We start from the raw sequence: 16304 nt of genomic DNA on the forward strand, positions 1-16304 counted from the left end.
TGTCACTACGGCCGGTGGTACCGCGTCAAGGCGGGAAAGCGTGCCTTGACCCGGCACCACCGGCCGTGTTTTGGCTTCGGATCGGGGTGGCGGGGGAGGTCTGGGCGGGGTGCAAGTCCCGCGTCCGCGTGCCGTTCGGGCCGGTGAGGCAGCTGCGGAAGGCGCTCCGACTCTGCCGGAGCCGCGGGCAGACGCGCGGGCGAAACGTGGCTAACCCACCTCGCCCGCCGGCGGGGGCTGGATGTTCACCGGGGTGCCCCAGTCCGAATACCGCGTGGTGATGCGTGCCTCGGAGCCCGGCAGGATTGGTGTCAGGTCCAGCACGATCTGCATCGGCCGGTGCGCCTCGTCGAGCCACAGCTCCACCGGGAACTTGCCGCCCACCCGGCCCGCCGCGTCCGGGGGGAGGCCCGCCGGCAGGTCCGTGCCCAGGCGGGCCAGGTCCAGGTCGATGCGGTAGTGCTCCGCCGGCGCCCCGTTCAGCTGGCCGCGCTCGGCCGCGACGATCGTGCCCGCCGTGCGGATCTCGCCCAGCGTGTGCGCCGGGTCGTTCTGCTCCGCCAGCTGCGTCAAGCTGCCGCCGAGGACCTGGGAAAACGGGTCCGTCCCGTCCGCCGCCACCACGATCCACGGCTTCCCACTGCCGACCTCGTCGCGCGAGCCCTCCGGCACCTTCGCGTACAGCTTTCCGGCCACCTGCCGCAGCTCCACCGGCTCGCCGAGGAAGTCCGTCGTCAGCGCCTGGGCCGTCCCGCCTGCGCCGAACCGCGCCTGGCCCTGGCCCTTCGACCGGACCGAGCCGACCGCGATGTCCGTGCCGAACTTCGCCGAGCCGCCGTTCGTCGTGGCCGCCGTCGCCGCGTCCGCCAGTGCCCGCGCGTCCTCGAACGCCGGGCGGGGCGATGGGTCGGAGCACGCTCCGGCGAGCAGGGCGAACAGCAGCACCACGGCGGCTTTGCGCATGGCGCCAACAAAAACACAGCGGCTCCCCCGATCTCGTTCGGGGGAGCCGCCGCTACTCAGCGTCGTCCGGTGTCAGCGACCGGCCTTCTTCATCAGCTCGCCGAGGTCGACGACCTGGTCGGCCGGCGGGGCCGCCACGTCGACCTGGGTGCCCCAGTCGGTGTACTTCATCGTGAACTTGGCGTCACCGGCCGGCGCGCCCATCGCCTGCATCATCGGGCCCTGGTCCATGGTGACCTGCACCGGCAGGTTGTTCTTGTCCAGCCACAGCTCGGCCGGGAGCTTGAGGTCCTTGCCCTTGAGCTTCTCGGTGAGCTGGTCGCGCGCCGCGGCCGGGACCTGGTCGGTGAACTGGTCGATCGCCTTCGCGACGTCGAGCTCGACCTTGTAGTGGTTGACCTTCTGGCCGTTCAGCTCGGTCTGGTCGGACGAGACGATCCGGCCCGTCTTGGAGATCTGCTCGAGCATCTTGCTCGGGTCGCTCTGCTCCGCCGACTTGGACAGCGCGCCGCCCAGCGCCTGCGAAAGCGGGTCGGTGCCGTCGGCCGAGATCTTGGCCCACGCCTTGTCCGTGCCCATCTGCTTCTGGTCTTCGGCGGGCAGCTTGATGTACATGACCTTGTCGACCATGCGCATCTCGGTGGTCTGGCCGGCCGCGGTGCTGGTCATCGAGAACTTCGTGTTCGCGCCGTCGAACGCCATCGCGCCGGAGGCGGTCAGGGTCTGGCCGGCGGCGGAGCCCTCCATGGTGAACTTCGCCGACTTGGACTTCTCGGTGCCCTGCTTCGCCTCCGACGCCAGCTTGATCGCGTCGGTGAAGGGCGAGGCGAGGCCGTCGGTCTGGCTCTGGCCGCCCGCGGCGGCGGGTTCGGCGGTGCCGGGAGCGGAGTTGCCGCTGCAGGCGGTCAGCGTGAGCACCAGCGCGGCACCCGCGGCGGCCAAGGTGGTCTTGCGCATTGAGTTCCCCTCAGGATCGGATCTTCCGCTCGGCATATCGCCCGAACGGGCGAATGGTTACCGATGTGACGGTGACGATCCGCGATCGGTTCCCGGTTGCCTCACGAATCGGTGGCGCGAGTCACATCATGACCGCCGCGCGACGCCAGCAGGCGCCGCAGCGAAGCGAGCCGCTCGGGGCTCGCCTTCCCCTCGGTGACGACGTCGTCGAGCGCGCAGTCCGGGTCTTCGGGCGCGCCCAGGTGCCCGCAGCCCGACGGGCACTCCTCGGCGGCTTCGGCGAACTCCTCGAAGGCGTCCACGATGTCGTCCGCGGTGACGTGGGCCAGCCCGAACGACCGGACACCGGGCGTGTCGATCACCCAGCCGCCGTCCGGCAGCGGCAGTGCGACCGCCGCCACGGACGTGTGGCGCCCCTTGCCGACCGCGCTCACCACGCCGGTGGCCAGTTCGGCGGCGGGGACCAGGCGGTTGACCAATGTCGACTTGCCGACACCGGAGTGGCCGACCAGGGCCGTCACGCGGTCCTTGAGCATGTCGGCGAGGCCTTCGGGCTCCTCGTCGAAGCGGGTCACGATCGCCGGGACGTCCAGGCCCTCGTAGCCGGCCAGGAGCTCGTCCGGGCTGGCCAGATCGGCCTTCGTCAGGCAGAGGACCGGCTCGACGCCACCGGCGTAGCAGGCGACGAGGCAGCGGTCGATGAAGCCGGTGCGTGGCGGCGGGTCGGCCAGTGCGGTGACGATCAGCAGGCGCTCGGCGTTCGCGACGACCAGCCGCTCGTACGGGTCGGTGTCGTCGGCCGTGCGCAGCAGCGAGCTGGTGCGCTCGTCGACCCGGACGATCCGCGCGAGGGTGTCCGGCTTGCCGGAGACGTCCCCGACGATGCCGACCCGGTCGCCGACGACCACCGGGGTCCGGCCCATCTCGCGGGCGCGCATCGCGGTGATCACCCGGCCGGGATCGGCGTCGACCGCGCAGGTCCAGCGGCCGCGGTCCTTGCCGATGACCATCGCCGTGACGGCGTCGGCGTGCTCGGGACGGCGCTTGCTGCGGGGCCGGCTGCCCTTGCCCGGACGCACGCGGACGTCGGACTCGTCCAGCTTGCTCCAGTCGTTGCGCGCCAAACCCTCGTCCTCTCGTGCGCCGGTGCCCACCCGAATGATCCCACGCCGCTCGCCAGGGCCCTGGCCTGCGTGTAACGATGACTCTTTCCGTAGAGGGAGGTTGGTCATGTGCGGGCGCTACGCCGCCACGAAGGACCCGGCCAAGCTGATCGAGGAGTTCGACGCGATCGACCTCACCGAGGGACGCGCGCGGGTGGACCACAACGTGGCGCCGACGAAGAACGTCGTGACGGTCGTGCAGCGGCACCCGCGTGACGAAGACGGCCAGGTGCTCGAGGACGAGCCCGCCGAGCGCTCGCTGCGGATGATGAAGTGGGGCCTGGTGCCGTTCTGGGCCAAGGACCCGTCGGTCGGCTCGCGGATGATCAACACGCGCGCCGAGACGGCCGCCGAAAAGCCCGCCTTCCGCCGCGCGCTGGTGTCGCGCCGCTGCCTGGTCCCGGCCGACGGCTGGTTCGAGTGGCGCCGCACGGGCAAGGAGAAGGAACCGTTCTACATGACGGAGCCGGACGGCTCGTCGCTGGCGTTCGGCGGGATCTGGGAGAGCTGGCGGCCGAAGGACGACGACAAGGCGTCGCCGCTGATCACGTTCTCGATCATCACGACGGATGCGGCCGGCCAGCTCACCGACATCCACCACCGGATGCCGCTGATCGTGCCGCGCTCGCACTGGGACGGCTGGCTGGACCCGGACCGCGAAGACGTCACCGACCTGCTGGTGCCGACGCCGGAGGAGATCGTGGCGTCGCTGGAGCTGCGGCCGATCTCGAGCAAGGTCAACAACGTCCGCAACAACGGCCCCGAGCTGCTGGAGCGGGTCGACCCGGCGCAGGAGAGCGCGCTGTTCGACGCGCCGAAGTCATGACGGCCATCCCGATCGAGACCGCCTACGGCCCGGCGCGCGTGTACCTGCACTGCGCCGAAGAGGGCGAGGCGGTGCTGATGCTCGGCCACGGCGCGGGCGGCGGCCTCGGGGCGAAGGACCTGGTGGCGGTGACGCGCGCGGCGCAGGCGGCGGACGTGCACGTGGCGCTGGTCGAGCAGCCGTACCGGGTGGCGGGCCGCCGCGCACCGGCCCCGGCGAACCAGCTGGACACGGCGTGGCTCACGGTGGCGGACGACCTGTCGGAGCGCTTCGACGGCCTGCCGTTCGTGTTCGGCGGCCGATCCTCGGGCGCGCGGGTGGCCTGCCGGACGGCGTCGGCGGGGCAGGCGGTGGCGGTGCTGTGCCTGGCGTTCCCGGAGCACCCCCCGGGCCGGCCGGAGAAGACCCGCCAGCCGGAGTTCGACGCGGTCGAGGTGCCGACGCTGGTGATCCAGGGGGAGCGCGACCCGTTCGGCCGGCCCAAGCCGGGACCCCACCAGGAGCTGGTCCTGGTGGACGGCGACCACAGCCTGGGGAAGGATTTGGAGACGATCTCCCGGGCGGCGACCGAGTGGCTGTCGCGGGTGCTGCGGCCGCTGGCCTGACTCAGGCCCCGATCGGCGCCACCACCGCGCCGGTCAGCCGGATCAGCTCGCCCGGGGCGAGCTCGACCTCCAGTCCTCGCCGGCCGGCCGAGCAGAACACCGTCTCGAAGTCCTCCGCCGAGGCGTCGATCACCACCGGCAGCCGGCTGCGGTGACCCAGCGGGGAGATTCCGCCCAGTACGTAGCCCGTCGCCCGCTGGGCGGCCGCCGGGTCGGCCATCTTCGCCTTCTTGCCGCCCGCCGCGGCCGCCAGGGCCTTCAGGTCCAGCTGGCCGGTGACCGGCACCACGCCCACCACCAACTTGCCGTCCACCTCCGCGACCAGCGTCTTGAACACGCGCGCCCGGTCCAGGCCGAGGGCCTCCACGGCCTCCAGCCCGTACGACTCCGCGCGCGGGTCGTGGTCGTAAGCGTGCAGCTTGTGCGCCACTTTCTGCTTCCCCAGCAATGCCGTCGCCGGGGTGCCCTTGCCAGCCATGGCGGAAGTCTAGGGAATGCCCGATCCCCCCGATCGGTTGTACGGGACGTGACAACAACGCTCGCCACCACACGCTCACGCAGCCGCCGCCGTCCCGAGGCACCGGCGAACCGCGGCGTGCCCGGTCCCCGCGTAAACTCGGGTCCGCCGTATGCGCGCACGCGCATCGACGCCGAGCGGGAAGGGAACGGTTTGCCGAGCACGCAGAACTCAGCGCCGGAAGAAGCGACCGAGGCCGAGCGCGCCGAGCGCTTCGAGCGGGACGCGATGCCGCTGCTCGACCAGCTGTACTCGGCCGCGATGCGGATGACCCGCAACCCCGCCGATGCCGAGGACCTGGTCCAGGAGACCTACCTGAAGGCGTACGCCGCCTTCGCGTCCTTCAAGGCCGGCACGAACCTCAAGGCCTGGATGTACCGCATCCTGACCAACACCTACATCAACGGCTACCGCAAGCGGCAGCGGCAGCCGGTGCAGGCGCCCACCGAGGAGATCACCGACTGGCAGATCGCCAAGGCGGAGAGCCACACCTCCAGCGGGCTCCGGTCGGCCGAGGTCGAGGCGATGGACAACCTGCCCGACACCGACGTCAAGGCCGCCCTGCAGAAGCTGCCCGAGGAGTTCCGGCTGGCCGTCTACCTGGCCGACGTCGAGGGCTTCGCGTACAAGGAGATCGCCGAGATCATGGACACGCCCATCGGCACCGTGATGTCCCGTCTGCACCGCGGCCGCGCCCAGCTGCGCGACCTGCTCGCCGACGTGGCGCGGGAGCGCGGCTTCATCCGGGGTGCCAAGGAGGAGGTGGCGGGGCGATGAGCGACATGTGCGAGGGCGCGTCGGACAAGGTCCGCTGCGAAGAGGCGCTCGCCGACATCTACCTGCTGCTCGACCGCGAGTGCAGCCCCGAGCGGGACGCCGCCCTGCGCGCCCACATCGAGGACTGCCCGCCGTGCCTCGAGGAGTACGGCATCGACGAGCACATCAAGCAGCTGCTGGCCCGCAAGTGCGGCGGCGAGCACGCCCCGGCCGAGCTGAAGAGCCGGCTGCGCGCGTCGATCCGCCAGACCGTCGCCTCCCGCGGCGGCGTCACCGTGGAACGCACCGAGATCACCCTCGAGCAGCGCTCCGAATAACGCACCCGAGCACTACGAAGGCCCCCGCACGAGCCGTGTGGGGGCCTTCGTCATGCCGAACGCTCAGGCGTTGGGCTTCTTGCCGTGGTTCGCGCCGTTCTTCTTCCGGTCGCGACGCTTGCGGGCGCGCTTCGACATGCTCACTCCTCGTCGTCAAAGCTGGTCAACCTCTCAAGTGTGTCATGACGTCCCGTTCTGGTTGGATGGGGTGGTCGGGCGAGCGCGAGGAGGGTGTCGATGGCCGAGATCAGGGCCGAAATGGTCGGCACGGTGCTCGAGGTCGTGGCCACGCCCGGCGCCGCGCTGAACGCCGGTGACACCGTGCTGATCCTGGAGTCGATGAAGATGGAGCTACCCGCGGTGAGCGAACGCGCGGGCACGCTGACCAGCCTCGCCGTGGCGAAGGGCGACCGCGTCCAGCAGGGTGACCTGCTCGGGGTGGTCGAGTAACGCCGTGTCCACGCTCGCCGAACTGCTCGCCGACAACACCGGCCTCCCCGGGGAAGCGGCGGACCACCTGCAGACCGTCGTCGCCGAGTGGCAGCTGCTGGCCGACCTGTCCTTCGCGGACTTCCTGCTCTGGGTCCCGGTGACCGAGGAGCTGCAGCCGGACGGCGGCGACTTCGTCTGCGTCGCGCACGCCCGCCCCACGACGGCGCCGACCGCGCACCCCGAGGACGTCGTCGGCACGCGGTTCACCGTCCAGGAGCACCCGCAGCTGGCGAAGGCCATGCGCGAGGTGCGGATCTGCCGCGAGGAGGACCCGCACTGGTACCGCGACCTGCCGATGCGGCGGGAAGCGATCCCGGTGCGGTTCCACGACGAGGTCATCGCCGTGATGAGCCGCGAGACGAACCTGGCCGCGCCGCGGGTGCCGTCGCCGTTGGAGATCGCGTACCTGGGCAGTGCCGGCGACCTGTGCCAGATGATCGTCGACGGCACGTTCCCGCCGAACGGCACGAACGCGACGGACACGCACACGTCCCCGCGGGTCGGCGACGGGTTGATCCGCCTGGATTCGAGCGGCACGGTCGTGTTCGCCAGCCCGAACGGGTTGTCCGCGTACCACCGGATGGGGCACGAGTCCGACCTGGTCGGGACGCGCTTGGCGCCGCTGACACGCTCGCTGATCCGCGACCCGTTCGACGCGACCGAGGTGTCCCACCGGATCATCGAGGCCCTCGACGGGAAGCCGTCGAGCCGCACGGAGGCCGATTCGCGGCGCGGGGCGGTGGTGCTGTTCCGCGCGCTGCCGCTGCGGCCGGCCGGGCAGGCAGCGGGCGCGCTGGTGCTGGTCCGGGACGTCACCGAGGTCAAACGGCGGGACCGGGCGTTGCTGTCGAAGGACGCGACGATCCGTGAGATCCACCACCGGGTGAAGAACAACCTCCAGACGGTGGCGGCGCTGCTGCGGCTGCAGTCCCGGCGGACGACGTCGGAGGAGGCGCGGCTCGCCCTGGCGGAGTCCGTGCGCCGGGTGACGTCGATCGCGCTGGTGCACGAGGCGCTGTCGATCTCGGTCGACGAGCGCGTCGACCTCGACAAGCTGCTCGACAACGTGCTGCCGATGGTCGGCGAGGTCGCGACGGCGGAGTCGCAGGTCGGGCTGTCGCGGAAGGGCTCGTTCGGGGTGGTGGTCGCGGAGATCGCGACACCACTGGTGATGGTGCTGGCCGAGCTGGTGCAGAACGCGATCGAGCACGCGTTCCCGGCGGGCCGGCCGGGCAAGGTCGAGCTGATCGTGGAGCGTTCGGCGCGGTGGCTGGACGTCGTCATCCGCGACAACGGGCGGGGCCTGCCGTCGGGCTTCTCGCTGGAGCGTTCGGACGGGCTCGGGCTGCAGATCGTCCGGACGCTGGTGGAGTCCGAGCTGCGGGGCTCGCTTTCGCTGCGGAAGGTGCGGACGGAGACGTCGTCGACCCGCGTGACGGGCACGGAAGCCGCGCTCCGCATCCCGCTGTCCCGCCGCCTCTGATTCGTGTCGACCCTCCAATCACGCGTGTCGACCCTTCAGTCACGTGAGCTGACTCCTCAATCACACGGGTGCTTCTGGGCCGCGTGATTGAGCAGTCATCACCTGTGATTGAAGGGTCGACACCGGTGATTGAAGGGTCGACACGATGAAGGCCCGGCACCAGGTGCGTGGTGCCGGGCCGTTCAGCGCTTGCGGGAGGACTTGAAGTCCCGGTGAGGTTTCAGCGCACCCGTTGCCGGGTGGTTTCGCCTCGGTTGTTAAGCTCAAGCCGGGTAGGTATCACCCCAGACGGCGTGGGCACGACGAATGCCCGCCGGGTGAAATTCCTGCTCGGCCTGGGTGGATCTCGAGAAACTCAGGCGTTGGTACGCGTGCCGATGTGCGTACGGCGGCGCTTGAGAGCGCGTCGCTCGTCCTCGCTCATACCGCCCCACACGCCCGCGTCCTGGCCGCTGGCCAGAGCCCAGGCCAGGCAGTCGGAAGCGGAGGGGCAGCGGTGGCACACGGCCTTCGCCTGAGCAACCTGCGACAGAGCAGGACCGCTGGTTCCCACCGGGAAGAACAGCTCGGGGTCCTCGTCTCGGCAGGCCGCGTCGTGGCGCCAGTCCATGTTCGTGAGCTCCTTCATATGGCGCGGGAGGGCCGCGCCACAGTCGTCAATGGCGGTCGTGTTCTTGGGTGCTTGTGAATGCTTTCACGAAGCACCGCTTTCGACAAGGGTTTCCGGGAGATCGGTGAGTCAGGTCACCCGGCCGAGCGACCCCTCTGACCTGCGGTTTCTCTCCGAAACAGCCGTCCGAAGGAAAGGCTGATGCGCTGAGTGGAGCTTCTCCGTCGACGAACGGCACCTGGCACTTTGCCGCAGGCGATCAGCGGTCCCGTCGTCACACGATTACCGTGAGTGCATTCGGGACGCTGAAGAATTCGACTCGAGTCCGCTGGCCGACGAGGTCGCCGTCCACCTGGAAGTTTACCGGTTCAGCTGCGTCGATGCGGATCATCGGCAGGTCATCGTGACGCACGAGACGCCGGCCCCGCTGGTTGCTCTTCGTAGCCAAAGCTTGGCGTACATGCTTGAACACCGTGGGCAACCCCAGACCGCTCAGCGCGAACAAACCCAATCCCGTCTCGAACGAGCAACCCGGGTTGAGGTGGACGGCACGCTCGCCCAGGTAGCTCCACGGATCGGTGTTCGACACGAAAGCGGTCAGCGCCTCGACCGGGTCTTCGCCCGGGACGCGGATCGTGAGGTCCGGCCGGCCCAGCGGCGGCCGGAAGTAGGAGCGGACGGCGGCCCGCAGGTACAGGCCGGCGGTGGTCTGCTTGCCGCGGCGCTTGGCGACCCGGCCGACGACGTCGGCGTCCCAGCCGAGGCCGGCGTTGAAGGTGAACCAGTGCCCGTCGGCCAGGCCGAGCCCGACCCGGCGCGAGCGGTCGTTCTCCAGCGCGTTGAGCAGCTGGTGGGTGGCCTCGAAGGAGTCGGCGGAGATGCCGAGGGCGCGTGCGAAGACGTTGGCCGAGCCGCCCGGGACCACGCCCAGGGCGGGCACTCGCCCGATTTCCGTGGGATCTCCGTCGGCGTCGGCCAGCAGGCCGTTGACGACCTCGTTGACCGTGCCGTCACCGCCGTGCGCCACGACCAGGTCGATGCCGTCCCGCGCGGCCGAGCGCGCGACGGCCATCGCGTGGCCGCGGTAGTCCGTCTCGACCACGTCGAGCTTGACCTGGCTGGCGAGCGCGTGCGCCAGCACGTCCCGGCCACCCGCGGTGGTCGAGGTGGCCTGGGGGTTCACGACGAGGATTGCGCGCATTACCGCAGAGTAAGTGACTTCCGGCGGCCCGAGAACCTTCCGGCGCCGCATGGTGACGGGCGCAACCCCGGGGAACAGCACCTACGAGACCCTGTGCCGGGCGGTCCTCCTTCACACGCGAGTGTCCGCTCGTCGTGACAAGTGCACCCGGGCCGACCGCCCGCTCATCGACGACATCTTGATTTTCGACGCCGGGGCGGTCCCGCGAAAACGGCCGACCGGGTGGCATACGATCGAAAGGGCTCACGCACGGTGACTCGCCCTGGTGGAGTCCACTGTGCTTTCGCGAAACCCTGGGAAGGCCGCCGCAGTGAAGCTCTCGCCCGCTCCCCGTGAGGTCCGGCTGGCCGGCGTGGTCACCGCGGTGCCGTCGCTCGCCCTGCTGGTGTTCGGGGTGGTCGTGCTGGTGAACGGCCTGGGTGCGCCCGCGCAGCCCGGCAACAACGTCTTCGTCGAGTCGGGCACGTTCATCGTGGTGGCGCTGGCGTTCCTGGCCGCGTCGGCCGGGCTGGTGCTGGGCCAGACCTGGGCGCGCTCGCCGGGTGTGGTGATCGCGCTGATCGTGATCGGGCTCGGCTGGTACCTGCTGGGCCCGTCCGGCGAGCCGCTGTGGGGCGTGCCGATCGCGCTGCTCGGCATCGCGGCCCTGGTCCTGCTGTTCCGGCGGCCGTCGCGGGCGTGGGCGCTCGGCCTCCGCGAGGGCGAGACCGAGACCGAAGCCGCCGAGCGCGGCGGGCTGGCGGGCCGCCGCGCCGAGCGTGAAGGCCACGAAGAGGACTGAGCTACGCCTCGCCCGGATGCCGCGAATGACTCATTCGCGGCGTCGGAGGTCCCGAATGAGTCATTCGCGACGTTGGTTCAGGCTTGCGCGGCCAGGGCCTTCAGCGGCTCGTCGGTGAGGCGGTTGACCGTCCACTCGTCCATCGGGACCGCGCCCAGGGCCTTGTAGAACTCCGTCGCCGGGTTCCAGTCCAGGACCGACCACTCGAGCCGCGCGTAGCCGTTCGCGACGCACTCGGCCGCCAAGGCCGCCAGGAGGGCCTTGCCCAGGCCCGAACCACGCTGGGACTCCCGGACGTACAGGTCCTCCAGGTAGATCCCGTGCACCCCGCGCCAGGTCGAGTAGTTCAAGAACCAGACCGCGAAGCCGACGACCTCGCCGTCCACCTCGGCCACGTGCCCGAACAGCTTCGGCTCGTCACCGAACAGAGCGGAGTGCAGCTGGGCCGGGGTCAGGTGGCACTCGTCCGGCGCGCGCTCGTAGTCCGCCAGTTCGTGGGCCAGGCCGACCGCCGCTTCGACGTCCGAAGGGCGGATCCGGCGGATGCGGTCGTCGGGCACGTCAGTCCTCCGCGGGCAGCAGGTTGAGGTGTTCGATCTGGGGTTCGCCGCGCTCGTCGCCGAGCACCGCGATGCCGGCCGCGTCGAGTCCGAAGTGGACGCCGGCGGTGGCGGGCAGGGCGAGCCAGCGGGCCACCAGCACGCGGCTGAAGTGCCCGTGTCCCACCAGGATGACGTCCCCGGCCTCGATCTCACGCCGGGCGCGCTCCAGCACGCGATCCGCGCGGGCCGAGACGTCCGAAGCGCTTTCGCCGCCCGGGCTCGGGTGGGTCCACACCGTCCAGCCGGGCACGGTTTCCCGGATCTGCGGGGTGGTGATGCCTTCGTAGTCGCCGTAGTCCCACTCGGCGAGGTCTTCGGTGACTTCGTCGACGCGCAGCCCGGCCAGCGCGGCCGTGCGCAGCGCCCGGGCCCGCGGGCTCGACAGCACCAGCGACGGGCCACCCACCAGGCTGCGGAGGGTGCCGCCCGCGGCGCGGGCCTGGCCTTCGCCCGCCGGCGTCAGCGGGATGTCCGTGCGGCCGGTGTGCCGCCCGTTCAGCGACCATTCGGTCTGCCCGTGCCGGAGGAGGAAGAGACGGTTGGTCACGCGGCCGAATATATCCGGCGGTTTGCGCGGCGGCTGGCCGTCTGCTTAGCTACTGAACGGTAGCTTAGTTCGAGGAGACCTTCATGCCCGAGACGCCGACGTTCGCGATGTGGCACCGGCTGGCCGGCAAGCCGGGCGGAAAACAGCTGTTCAGCGCCGCGATGTGTCTGCGGGTGCCGTACTTCCGCACGGTGCTGCCGTCGGTGCGCGAGCTGCGGCCCGGCCACTGCGAGGTGACCGCGCCGAAGTGGTGGGGTGTCTACAACCACATCCGCACGTTCCACGCGATCGCCGCCTGCAACCTCGCCGAGATCGCGATGGGCATGCTCGCCGAGGCGACCGTCCCCACCACGCACCGCTGGCTGCCGAAGGGCATGAACGTCCAGTACGTCGCGAAGGCCGAGACGGGCCTGCGCGCGGTGGCGGCCCTGCCCGAGCTGCCGGAGTTCGGCGACGACGGCTTCGACCTCGACGTCCCGGTGACCATTTCGGATGCGAAGGGCCGGCCCGTGGTCACCGGGACGATCACCATCTGGGTGACGCCGAAGAAGCGTTAGAGCTGCTTGTACTGCACGTACGTCGTCTGGTGGAACACGGACGGCGACGGCAGCCCCAGCTTCCGGTCGACGAGCTTGCCGAGCGGGCCGCAGCCCTGCGTCGCCGGCAGTGCCAATGCCGGGTCGACGACGCCGAAGTGGAACGTCGGCGGGTTCTTGGACAGCACGGTCGGCGGCAGCGCCGGGTCGTCGTGGACGACGGTGTGCAGCGGCGCGGCCGCGGTGCCGATGCTGCATTCCTTGCGCAGCAACGGGTGCCGCAGCACGGCGTAGACGTCGAGCTCGCCGCGGCGCTCGTCGTTGCCCTGGAAGTCCGAATAGCCGCCGTAGCGCAGCTGGAGCGTCGTGCCGGCCAGGCCGGGCACCCGCACCGGTTCGTGCCGCAGCGTGCCGAACAGCTGCGCGTACTGGCCGTTCACCCGGCCTTCGCTGAACGTCAGCCGCAGTTCGCCGAGCGGGATCTCCTGGGCGCCGATCGTCAGCTTCCCTTGTGAGACAAAGGCTTCGCAGCGCCACGTGCCCGGGTCGGCGTTCGCGGGCGGCGCCGGGCAGTCGGTGAAGTCGAACGTCGGGAGTTCGTCCGCGGCCGCGGTGCCCGGCAGCAAGGCCAGTGCGACCGCGGCCGCCCCCAGTGCGAGAAGTTTCATGGCGGTGAGCCTGCTCGGATCACGCGGCCGGGACATCCGGGATGGTCCCCAGGGAAGCCCCGGAATCCGGTCAGGGGCCGAGCCTGGCCAGCGCGTCGACGAAGCCGTCGTCGGTGGCCGCGAAGAACTCGGCGTCCGCGGCCTCGACGTCCTTCAGCGCCTTCGCCACCAGTTCGAGGCCGGCCGGCGTGACCTGCAGGCGCTTCGCGCGCGCGTCGGCCGGGTCGTCGGCGCGCGCCAGCAGGCCGCGGTCGGCGAGCTTGCGCACGACCTGGCTGGTCATCATCGTGTCGGTGCCGGCCTGGTCGGCGAGCTGCCGCTGGGTCGGTGGCTCGCCCGAGCGGGTGAGCCACCACGTCGTCGTCAGCAGCACGAACTGGACGTGCGTGAGGTCGTGCGGGGCCAGTGCGGCCCGCATCGCCCGCTGCCAGGCCAGTGTCACGCGCCACAGCAGGAAGCCGGGGCTGCGCTCCGGGCCGGGCAGGCGGGACTCGGGGGCCGTCATACCCGTGAGCTTGCCTCGGCAAGACGGGCCAGCGCGCGTACGGCGTCCGGGGTGTCATCGGTCACCTGCTCGCCGAAGCCGTCCGGGCCGTCGATGGTGACGCGGTAGGTGATCCGCGTGCCGCCGTCGACGTCGGTCAGCACGTGCTCGAACCGCAGGAACGCGTCCGGCAGCCGGGTCTCGTCGGTGAAGCTGCGGCCCTCGGTGACCTCGGTGAGGGTGAACGGGATCGGCGGCATGCCGTCCATCGTCATCGTGCCGCTGGTCCCGACCGTGAACGGGCCGTCGAGGACCACCGACCGGACGCCGGCGTCCCATTCCGGCCAGCGTCCGGTGTCGGCCCAAAGCGGCCAGATCGCGGCGGCGGGGGCGGCGGACGTCTCGCTGTGCTGGTACTCGTAAAGTGCCATGCGAGCAGACTATATGCGCGCTTACTAAAACGGCAAGCGGCCTGGTGGCCGGGGGCTGGTCAGTGCGCCGAGCGCAGCTTGTCGTAGAAGGCGAGGCAGTCGGCGTACTGCGGGAGCAGGCCCTGGTCGACGGCTTCGGCGAGGGTGGGCGCGTCGCGGTCCTTGGCCGACAGGACCGGCTCGATGTCCGCGGGCCAGGGCAGGTTCAGGGCCGGGTCGAGCGGGGTGATGCCGTGCTCGCCGGTGGGGTGGTACGGCTCCGAGCAGAAGTACGACATCACGGTGTCGTCTTCGAGGGCGGCGAAGCCGTGGCCCAGGCCTTCCGCGAGGTACATGGCGCGGAACTCGCGCGAGTCGAGCACGACCGTGTCCCACTGGCCGAAGGTCGGGGACCCGACGCGGAGGTCGATGACGACGTCGAGCAGCGAGCCGCGCGGGCAGTAGATGTACTTGGCCTGGCCGGGCGGGGTGTCGGCGAAGTGGATGCCGCGGATCGTGCCGCGCCGGGACACGCTGTGGTTCGCCTGGCCGAGCCGCAACGGGTGGCCGACCGCCGCTTGGAAGGCGTCCTCCTGGAAGGGGGCGACGAACAGGCCCCGGTCGTCGGGGAACGCCCGGGGGGAGAACTCGTAGGCGTCCGGGACGCGCAGCCGGCGGAATTGCATGGCGTCACCTTATCGGGCGCCTTACAAAACCGGACGGACGTCTTGGGAATTGCCGGGAAAAGGGCGCCGGTGTGACATCAACCGCACCGAGGGGTCACCCGCGGCACGGGACCTGTCACAATGGCCGGACCGCCGCGTCCGCGGCCATCGCCAGACCCACGGCACCGATGGCCGACGTGACGCCTCGCCGACAGGCCGGCGCTACCGCGCTGGGCTGCCGTGCCGGGAATCCCCCACGGTTTCCCCCTGTGGACCGTGGTCCCAGCCCGCATGCCCAGGAGAAATTCCAGTGACCTCAGTCCGAACCGCGAGTTCCGTCATTCCCACCGGGGGAATACCGGAAACGACGACAGGAAACCCCATGAGCGACCCCACCGGCGCCGTCGCGCCGGTCACCGACGAAGAGATCTTCACCGGGCACGAGGGCGGCAAGCTCTCGGTGGCGGCCACCCGCCCGATTTCCAGCCCGCGTGACCTTTCGATCGCGTACACCCCGGGGGTGGCGAAGGTGAGCCGCGCGATCGCCGAGGACGCCGCCAAGGCCAAGCGCTACACGTGGGCGGACCGGCTGGTCGTCGTGGTCAGCGACGGGACGGCGGTGCTCGGCCTCGGTGACATCGGCGCGAGCGCGTCGCTGCCGGTCATGGAGGGCAAGTCGGTGCTCTTCAAGACCTTCGGCGGGCTCGACTCGATCCCGCTGGTGCTGGACACCACCGACGTCGACGAGATCGTCGAGACGCTGGTGCGGCTGCGGCCGTCGTTCGGAGCGGTCAACCTGGAGGACGTCTCCGCACCGCGGTGCTTCGAGCTGGAGGACAAGCTCAAGGAAGCGCTCGACTGCCCGGTCATGCACGACGACCAGCACGGCACGGCGATCGTGACGCTGGCCGCCCTGCGCGGCGCCAACCTGGTCCTCGACCGGGCGATCGCCGACCAGCGCGTGGTCGTCTCCGGCGCCGGCGCGGCGGGCGTGGCCTGCGCGAAGATCCTGCAGGAAGCGGGCATCGGCGACGTCACCGTGCTCGACTCCCGCGGCATCATCCACTCCGGCCGCGAGGGCCTGAACCCGGTCAAGGAGCGCCTGGCCGCGACGACGAACAAGGCCGGCCTGAAGGGCGGGCTGGCGGAGGCGCTGGAGGGCGCGGACGTGTTCCTCGGCCTGTCGGGCGCGACGATCGACGAGTCGCTGCTGGGCCGCATGGCGGGCGGCGGCATCGTGTTCGCGCTGTCCAACCCGGACCCGGAAGTGCACCCGGCCGTGGCCGCGCGGTACGCGTCGATCGTGGCGACCGGGCGGAGCGACTTCCCGAACCAGATCAACAACGTGCTGGCCTTCCCGGGTGTCTTCCGCGGTGCGCTCGACTCGGGCGCGCGGGCGATCACGGAGAACATGAAGCTGGCCGCCGCCGAGGCGATCGTGTCGGTGGCGATGGACGACCTCGGTCCGGACCGGATCGTCCCCAGTCCGCTCGACCCGCGCGTGGCCCCGGAGGTCGCGGCCGCGGTCGCGAAGGCCGCGGAAGCCGACGGCGTCACGGCCTGAGTGCCCTGCCGCGGCCGGTCGTGAGTGGTAAAGCGGGTTAGCACCCGCCTTGCCCCAGAACACCGCGGCGGCCGGCTCCCGGACCCACGAGGTTTGGCCCGCGGGGGCGGGGGGCGGCGTGCAGGCGGCGGGGCCG

Annotated in this window: 22 protein-coding genes; 9 read left to right on the top strand and 13 right to left on the bottom strand. The window is 70.9% G+C overall.

From position 1 onward, the window contains the following. Positions 1-210: 210 nt before the first annotated feature. The 3 genes from ACWDN5_RS41385 to rsgA form a co-directional block, all read right to left on the bottom strand. Positions 211-963: a LolA-like protein gene (locus ACWDN5_RS41385; RefSeq protein ID WP_310973429.1), complete on the bottom strand. Its 753-nt coding sequence runs from the start codon at positions 961-963 to the stop codon at positions 211-213. 72 nt (positions 964-1035) lie between these two features. Then, complete coding sequence (locus ACWDN5_RS41390; RefSeq protein ID WP_449680115.1) at positions 1036-1920, bottom strand: hypothetical protein; 885 nt, start codon at positions 1918-1920, stop codon at positions 1036-1038. 101 nt (positions 1921-2021) lie between these two features. After that, a complete protein-coding gene (gene rsgA / locus ACWDN5_RS41395) occupies positions 2022-3044 on the bottom strand; it encodes a ribosome small subunit-dependent GTPase A (protein ID WP_449680116.1) in 1023 nt (340 codons plus the stop codon). Positions 3045-3150: 106 nt separating this feature from the next. Between rsgA and ACWDN5_RS41400 the strand changes: the two genes are divergently transcribed. Both ACWDN5_RS41400 and ACWDN5_RS41405 read left to right on the top strand, forming a co-directional pair. Further along, positions 3151-3909 carry an SOS response-associated peptidase gene (locus ACWDN5_RS41400; protein WP_449680117.1) on the top strand — a complete coding sequence of 253 codons (759 nt, stop codon included), beginning with the start codon at positions 3151-3153 and terminating at the stop codon, positions 3907-3909. After that, entirely contained in the window at positions 3906-4514 is a 609-nt protein-coding gene (locus ACWDN5_RS41405; RefSeq protein ID WP_310973423.1) for an alpha/beta hydrolase family protein, read from the top strand. The genes ACWDN5_RS41400 and ACWDN5_RS41405 overlap by 4 nt, the downstream gene beginning before the upstream one ends. A gap of 1 nt (position 4515) precedes the next feature. Here the strand turns inward: ACWDN5_RS41405 and ybaK are convergent, their stop codons facing one another. Further along, positions 4516-4992: a Cys-tRNA(Pro) deacylase gene (gene ybaK / locus ACWDN5_RS41410; RefSeq protein ID WP_449680118.1), complete on the bottom strand. Its 477-nt coding sequence runs from the start codon at positions 4990-4992 to the stop codon at positions 4516-4518. A 192-nt stretch (positions 4993-5184) separates the two neighbouring features. Here ybaK and ACWDN5_RS41415 point away from each other — a divergent pair, with 192 nt between their 5' ends. Next, positions 5185-5808, top strand: coding sequence for a sigma-70 family RNA polymerase sigma factor (locus tag ACWDN5_RS41415; RefSeq protein ID WP_003059778.1), 624 nt, complete (start codon positions 5185-5187; stop codon positions 5806-5808). Further along, positions 5805-6125 carry a mycothiol system anti-sigma-R factor gene (gene rsrA, locus ACWDN5_RS41420; RefSeq protein ID WP_310973421.1) on the top strand — a complete coding sequence of 107 codons (321 nt, stop codon included), beginning with the start codon at positions 5805-5807 and terminating at the stop codon, positions 6123-6125. The genes ACWDN5_RS41415 and rsrA overlap by 4 nt, the downstream gene beginning before the upstream one ends. Before the next feature lie 63 nt (positions 6126-6188). On the opposite strand, the gene ACWDN5_RS41425 is transcribed toward rsrA, so the two are convergent. Beyond that, complete coding sequence (locus tag ACWDN5_RS41425; RefSeq protein ID WP_098515123.1) at positions 6189-6263, bottom strand: 50S ribosomal protein bL37; 75 nt, start codon at positions 6261-6263, stop codon at positions 6189-6191. Between the two features lie 99 nt (positions 6264-6362). On the opposite strand from ACWDN5_RS41425, the gene ACWDN5_RS41430 reads away from it, so the two are divergent. Beyond that, positions 6363-6575: a biotin/lipoyl-binding carrier protein gene (locus tag ACWDN5_RS41430; protein WP_310973420.1), complete on the top strand. Its 213-nt coding sequence runs from the start codon at positions 6363-6365 to the stop codon at positions 6573-6575. A 4-nt stretch (positions 6576-6579) separates the two neighbouring features. Beyond that, positions 6580-8100 carry a sensor histidine kinase gene (locus tag ACWDN5_RS41435; protein WP_310973418.1) on the top strand — a complete coding sequence of 507 codons (1521 nt, stop codon included), beginning with the start codon at positions 6580-6582 and terminating at the stop codon, positions 8098-8100. Between the two features lie 355 nt (positions 8101-8455). Here the strand turns inward: ACWDN5_RS41435 and ACWDN5_RS41440 are convergent, their stop codons facing one another. Then, positions 8456-8710 carry a WhiB family transcriptional regulator gene (locus tag ACWDN5_RS41440; RefSeq protein WP_043777259.1) on the bottom strand — a complete coding sequence of 85 codons (255 nt, stop codon included), beginning with the start codon at positions 8708-8710 and terminating at the stop codon, positions 8456-8458. 274 nt (positions 8711-8984) lie between these two features. Then, on the bottom strand, positions 8985-9911 hold the full coding sequence (locus ACWDN5_RS41445; RefSeq protein WP_449680119.1) for a diacylglycerol/lipid kinase family protein: 927 nt from the start codon (positions 9909-9911) through the stop codon (positions 8985-8987). A gap of 310 nt (positions 9912-10221) precedes the next feature. On the opposite strand from ACWDN5_RS41445, the gene ACWDN5_RS41450 reads away from it, so the two are divergent. Continuing rightward, positions 10222-10692, top strand: a complete 471-nt coding sequence (locus ACWDN5_RS41450; RefSeq protein ID WP_206790153.1) for a hypothetical protein — start codon at positions 10222-10224, stop codon at positions 10690-10692. Positions 10693-10769: 77 nt separating this feature from the next. Here ACWDN5_RS41450 and ACWDN5_RS41455 read toward each other — a convergent pair whose 3' ends face one another. Next, positions 10770-11252: an N-acetyltransferase family protein gene (locus ACWDN5_RS41455; RefSeq protein WP_449680120.1), complete on the bottom strand. Its 483-nt coding sequence runs from the start codon at positions 11250-11252 to the stop codon at positions 10770-10772. A gap of 1 nt (position 11253) precedes the next feature. Continuing rightward, positions 11254-11841, bottom strand: a complete 588-nt coding sequence (locus ACWDN5_RS41460) for an acid phosphatase (protein ID WP_449680121.1) — start codon at positions 11839-11841, stop codon at positions 11254-11256. Positions 11842-11924: 83 nt separating this feature from the next. Between ACWDN5_RS41460 and ACWDN5_RS41465 the strand changes: the two genes are divergently transcribed. Beyond that, on the top strand, positions 11925-12398 hold the full coding sequence (locus ACWDN5_RS41465; protein WP_449680122.1) for a hotdog fold domain-containing protein: 474 nt from the start codon (positions 11925-11927) through the stop codon (positions 12396-12398). Here the strand turns inward: ACWDN5_RS41465 and ACWDN5_RS41470 are convergent. The 4 genes from ACWDN5_RS41470 to ACWDN5_RS41485 form a co-directional block, all read right to left on the bottom strand. Next, positions 12395-13045, bottom strand: a complete 651-nt coding sequence (locus ACWDN5_RS41470; protein WP_449680123.1) for a hypothetical protein — start codon at positions 13043-13045, stop codon at positions 12395-12397. The genes ACWDN5_RS41465 and ACWDN5_RS41470 overlap by 4 nt on opposite strands. Before the next feature lie 70 nt (positions 13046-13115). Next, the gene (locus tag ACWDN5_RS41475; protein ID WP_310973407.1) at positions 13116-13550 is read right to left on the bottom strand and encodes a MarR family winged helix-turn-helix transcriptional regulator; all 435 of its coding nucleotides are present in this window, start codon (positions 13548-13550) and stop codon (positions 13116-13118) included. Further along, positions 13547-13960, bottom strand: coding sequence for an SRPBCC family protein (locus tag ACWDN5_RS41480; protein ID WP_449680124.1), 414 nt, complete (start codon positions 13958-13960; stop codon positions 13547-13549). Before ACWDN5_RS41480 ends, ACWDN5_RS41475 begins: the two co-directional genes overlap by 4 nt. A gap of 59 nt (positions 13961-14019) precedes the next feature. Then, positions 14020-14625: a dTDP-4-dehydrorhamnose 3,5-epimerase family protein gene (locus ACWDN5_RS41485; protein ID WP_449680125.1), complete on the bottom strand. Its 606-nt coding sequence runs from the start codon at positions 14623-14625 to the stop codon at positions 14020-14022. Positions 14626-14986: 361 nt separating this feature from the next. Here ACWDN5_RS41485 and ACWDN5_RS41490 point away from each other — a divergent pair, with 361 nt between their 5' ends. Beyond that, entirely contained in the window at positions 14987-16168 is a 1182-nt protein-coding gene (locus ACWDN5_RS41490; protein WP_449680126.1) for an NAD(P)-dependent malic enzyme, read from the top strand. The last annotated feature ends 136 nt before the right edge of the window (positions 16169-16304 follow it).

The organism is Amycolatopsis sp. NPDC003731 (assembly GCF_053586895.1).

Excerpts from the sequence above, each read along its gene's own strand:
- ACWDN5_RS41385 (WP_310973429.1), bottom strand. The coding sequence starts at position 963 with ATGCGCAAAGCCGCCGTGGTGCTGCTGTTCGCCCTGCTCGCCGGAGCG.
- ACWDN5_RS41390 (WP_449680115.1), bottom strand. The coding sequence starts at position 1,920 with ATGCGCAAGACCACCTTGGCCGCCGCGGGTGCCGCGCTGGTGCTCACG.
- ACWDN5_RS41400 (WP_449680117.1), top strand. The coding sequence starts at position 3,151 with ATGTGCGGGCGCTACGCCGCCACGAAGGACCCGGCCAAGCTGATCGAG.
- ACWDN5_RS41405 (WP_310973423.1), top strand. The coding sequence starts at position 3,906 with ATGACGGCCATCCCGATCGAGACCGCCTACGGCCCGGCGCGCGTGTAC.
- ybaK (WP_449680118.1), bottom strand. The coding sequence starts at position 4,992 with ATGGCTGGCAAGGGCACCCCGGCGACGGCATTGCTGGGGAAGCAGAAA.
- rsrA (WP_310973421.1), top strand. The coding sequence starts at position 5,805 with ATGAGCGACATGTGCGAGGGCGCGTCGGACAAGGTCCGCTGCGAAGAG.
- ACWDN5_RS41430 (WP_310973420.1), top strand. The coding sequence starts at position 6,363 with ATGGCCGAGATCAGGGCCGAAATGGTCGGCACGGTGCTCGAGGTCGTG.
- ACWDN5_RS41440 (WP_043777259.1), bottom strand. The coding sequence starts at position 8,710 with ATGGACTGGCGCCACGACGCGGCCTGCCGAGACGAGGACCCCGAGCTG.
- ACWDN5_RS41445 (WP_449680119.1), bottom strand. The coding sequence starts at position 9,911 with ATGCGCGCAATCCTCGTCGTGAACCCCCAGGCCACCTCGACCACCGCG.
- ACWDN5_RS41465 (WP_449680122.1), top strand. The coding sequence starts at position 11,925 with ATGCCCGAGACGCCGACGTTCGCGATGTGGCACCGGCTGGCCGGCAAG.
- ACWDN5_RS41470 (WP_449680123.1), bottom strand. The coding sequence starts at position 13,045 with ATGAAACTTCTCGCACTGGGGGCGGCCGCGGTCGCACTGGCCTTGCTG.
- ACWDN5_RS41475 (WP_310973407.1), bottom strand. The coding sequence starts at position 13,550 with ATGACGGCCCCCGAGTCCCGCCTGCCCGGCCCGGAGCGCAGCCCCGGC.
- ACWDN5_RS41480 (WP_449680124.1), bottom strand. The coding sequence starts at position 13,960 with ATGGCACTTTACGAGTACCAGCACAGCGAGACGTCCGCCGCCCCCGCC.
- ACWDN5_RS41485 (WP_449680125.1), bottom strand. The coding sequence starts at position 14,625 with ATGCAATTCCGCCGGCTGCGCGTCCCGGACGCCTACGAGTTCTCCCCC.
- ACWDN5_RS41490 (WP_449680126.1), top strand. The coding sequence starts at position 14,987 with ATGAGCGACCCCACCGGCGCCGTCGCGCCGGTCACCGACGAAGAGATC.